Genomic DNA, 4122 nt, shown 5'->3' with positions numbered 1-4122 from the left:
CACCTCAGGATCCACCGGCACCCCCAAGGGTGTCCTGGTGACCCACACCAACGTGGTGAGGCTGCTCGAAGCGATCGCGCAGAACTACGACTACGGCCCGGACGACGTGTGGACCATGTTCCACTCGTATGCGTTCGACTTCTCGGTGTGGGAGATCTGGGGAGCCCTGCTGAGCGGTGGCCGACTCATCGTGGTCGACAGGGAGGTGACCCGCTCCCCTTCGGATTTCCTGGAGTTGCTGGTACGGGAGAACGTCTCGGTCCTGAGCCAGACCCCCTCCGCGCTGTACCAACTGATCGCGGCGGAAGCAGAACGTGGCGGGCCACGCGTGCGTACGGCACTTCGCTGTGTGGTGCTCGGCGGCGAGGCCCTCGAACCCACACGCCTTGCCGACTGGTACGCCCGCCACCACGACGACGCCCCTGTCGTGGTGAACATGTACGGCATCACCGAGACCACCGTGCACGTCACCCACCAGCCGATCGACCGCGAGCTCACCGGACCCGGAGCCAGGAGCCTGATCGGCCGGCCCCTCCCGGGTCTGCACACCCATGTGCTCGATGAGGGGCTGGAGCTTGTGCCACCGAGTGTGGTGGGTGAGTTGTATGTGGCGGGTGCGGGGTTGGCGCGGGGGTATGCGGGGCGTGCGGGGCTGACGGCGGAACGGTTTGTAGCGTGTCCGTTCGCCGGGTCCGGTGGGCGGATGTACCGGACCGGGGACTTGGTGCGGTGGCGGGCGGACGGGCGGCTGGAGTTCGTCGGCCGGGTGGACGACCAGGTCAAGGTGCGAGGTTTCCGTATCGAGCTGGGCGAGGTGGAGGCGGCGCTGGCGTCGCATCCGCACGTGGCACGGGCCGCCGTGACGGTCCGCGAGGACCGGCCGGGCGACCGGCGGCTGACCGGCTATGCCGTACCGACGGCCGGGTCCCGTCCGGTGGCAACGGAGCTGCGTGAGTTCCTGACAGGTGTGCTGCCGGAGCACATGGTGCCCTCGGCCGTAGTGGTGCTGGCGCGGTTGCCGCTGACGGCGAACGGGAAGCTGGACCGCAAGGCGCTGCCCGCCCCGGAATACACCCCGGCCCCCGGCCGTACACCGACCTCCGCGACGGAAGAGCTGCTGTGCGGGTTGTTCGCCCAGGTGCTTGGCCTGTCCGATGTCCCTGCCGACGCCGACTTCTTCGCGCTGGGCGGGGACAGCATCATGTCCATCCAGTTGGTGGGCCGGGCTCGTCGTACGGGCCTGGTAATCACCCCGCGTGAGGTGTTCCAGCACAAGACGCCCGCCGCCCTCGCCGCCACCGCCACCCGGACCGCCGAGGCCCCGGCCGTGGAGGACAACGGAGTGGGCACTCTGCCCATGACCCCGATCATGCACTGGCTGCGCGAGCGCGAAGGGGCGACCGCCGGATATCACCAGTCGGTGTTGCTGGAAGTGCCACCGACGCTGACACTCGACCGGCTGATCCCATCGCTCCAGGCCGTGATCGACCACCATGACGCGCTGCGACTGCGGATCGCCGACGGGGACGGTGCCGATCGCCCCGGCGACGGTGGCGCCGACCCCTGGCAGCTGGAGATCACACCGCCCGGCTCCATCGCGGCAGCGGACCTGGTCCGCCGGACCACGGTGATCGCAGGTGGCGACGAGGACCTTCAGGCGGCGGTGGCGGCGGAGAGCGCGGCGGGGCAGGCCCGACTGGACCCGCACTCCGGCACCGTGCTCCAGGTGGTCTGGCTGGACGCGGGGGACCGGCGCCCCGGCCGGCTGCTCCTGCTGGCCCACCACCTGGTGATGGACGGAGTGTCCTGGCGGGTGCTGCTGCCCGACCTCATCGCCGCGTACGAGGCGATCGAGGCCGCCCGGACCCCCGCACTCCAGCCCGTCGGCACCTCCTTCCGCCGATGGGCGCGACTGCTCACCGACCAGGCCGTCGGCCCCACCCGGGAAGATGAGCTGGACATGTGGGCCCGTATGGTCAGGGACCCCGGGCTCACCGTGGCCACCGACGCGCTCGACCCCGCCCGTGACGACGTGCGCAGCCTGCGATCGCTCACCGTCGTCCTCGACCCGGCACACACCGAGCCCCTCCTCACGACCGTACCCGCCGCATATCACGCGGGGGTCGATGACGTCCTCCTCACGGCCCTGGTCCTGGCCGCGGCCCACTGCTACGGCACCGCCGAAGCCACCGCACTGCTGGTCAACGTCGAGGGACACGGCCGCGAAGACATCGCCGAGGCCCTCGATCTGTCGCGCACCATCGGCTGGTTCACCAGCATCTATCCGGTACGGCTCGACGCGGGTACCGTCGACTGGACCGACGTGGCAACCGGCGCCGCCAACCTGGGCGGTGCGCTCAAACGCGTGAAGGAACAGCTCCGCGTCCCGGACCACGGCATCGGCTACGGTCTGCTGCGCTACCTCAACCCCCGCACCGGGCCCCAGCTCGCGGCGCTGAACACGCCGCGCATCGGCTTCAACTACCTTGGCCGGTACATCGGCAGTGGATCCGCCAACTGGTCCTACGCGATGGAGAGTACGGCCCTCGGCGGCGGATCCGACCCCGATCTCGCCCTCACCCACTGCCTCGACATCAACGCACTCACCGAGGACACCCCCGACGGCCCGCGCCTCACGGCGACCTGGGCCTGGGCCGGCCATCTGATGACGGAAGCGGAGGTCAGCCGGTTCGCCGAGGCATGGCGCACGGCCGTGGACGGACTGATCGCCCATCTCAGGCATCCCACGTCCGGTGGCCGCACACCCTCCGACGTGCAGCTGATCCCGCTGGGCCAAACCGAGATCGAACACGTCGAGGCACTGGTCCCGGACGCCGACGACATCCTGCCGCTCACCCCGTTGCAGGAGGGGCTGCTGTTCCACGCGGTCTATGACGATGGCGCGCCGGATGTGTACATGGTGCAGCTGGTCTTCGATCTCGAGGGTCCGTTGGATGTGATGCGGTTGCGGGGGGCCGCGGAGGGGTTGTTGCAGCGGTATCCGCAGGTGGGCGCGGGGTTTGTGCATGAGGGTGTGTCGGTGCCGGTTCAGGTCGTCACCGGTGGGGTGCGGGTGCCGTGGCGCGAGGAGGATCTGCGGGGTCTGGAGGAGGCGGAGGCGCGGGATGTCTTCGAGCGGTGGCTGGCGGAGGACCGGGTCGATCGGTTCGATCTGGGGCGGCCGCCGTTGCTGCGGTTCGCGTTGTTCCGCCTGGGGGAGGAGCGCTTCCGGCTGGTGATGACGAATCACCACATCGTGTTGGACGGCTGGTCGACTCCGCTGGTGGTGCGGGATCTGTTCGCCTTGTACGAGCGCCCGGGAGAGGAGAGCGCACTGCCCAGGCCGACGCCGTACCGCGACTACCTCGCGTGGTATGGGTCGCGGGATCGGGGTGCGGCGGTTGCGGCGTGGTGTGGGGCGTTGGCGGGGATGGCGGAGGCGTCGGTGTTGGGACCGGTGCTTGCCGGTGGTGGCGGGGTGGTGCCGGGTGAGGTGTGGTGTGAGGTTCCGGAGGATTTGACAGGACGGTTGGTGGAGCGTGGGCGGGAGCTGGGGCTGACGCTGAACACGCTGGTGCAAGGGGCGTGGGGTGTGGTGTTGGGTCGGTTGTTGGGGCGTGAGGATGTGGTGTTCGGGGCGACGGTGGCGGTGCGGCCGGTGGAGTTGGCGGGTGCGGAGTCGTTGGTGGGGTTGTGTATCAATACTCTGCCGGTGCGGGTGACGGCGGGGGCCGGGATGCGCGTGTCGGGGTTGTTGTCGGGGTTGCAGGAGACGCAGGCGCGGTTGTCGGAGTACCAGTTCGCGGGGTTGCCGGAGATTCAGGCGGCGGTGGGTGCGGGCGCGCGGTTCGACACGGTAGTCATTTTTGAGAACTATCCGGTGGCGCCTGACGCGGCTTCGGGGGCTCTGGGAGACAGTGGCGTGACCGTGCGGGCCAGCGGGGGCCGGGATGCGACGCATTACACGCTGGCGTTGACGGTGATTCCTGGTGAGCGGCTTCAGGTGCGGTGGGGGTATCGGCCTGATGTGTTCGACCGGGAGGCGGTGGAGGTGATCGCGGCTCGTTTTGTGCGGGTGTTGGAGGCGATTGCCGCTGATCCGGGGTGTGTGGTGGGGCGGAT

General features: G+C 69.6%; 1 protein-coding gene. It reads left to right on the top strand.

Annotated features, from left to right (window positions below; genetic code table 11):
• Positions 1 to 37: 37 nt before the first annotated feature.
• Positions 38 to 4122: condensation domain-containing protein (locus tag VT50_RS37775; RefSeq protein ID WP_240529500.1), on the top strand; the 4085-nt coding region annotated here is incomplete at its 3' end.

This window comes from Streptomyces antioxidans (assembly GCF_000968685.2).
GTDB lineage: Bacteria > Actinomycetota > Actinomycetes > Streptomycetales > Streptomycetaceae > Streptomyces > Streptomyces antioxidans.
The sequence above is the reverse complement of the archived record's forward strand: the minus strand, read 5'-3'. Positions and strand labels throughout refer to the sequence as shown.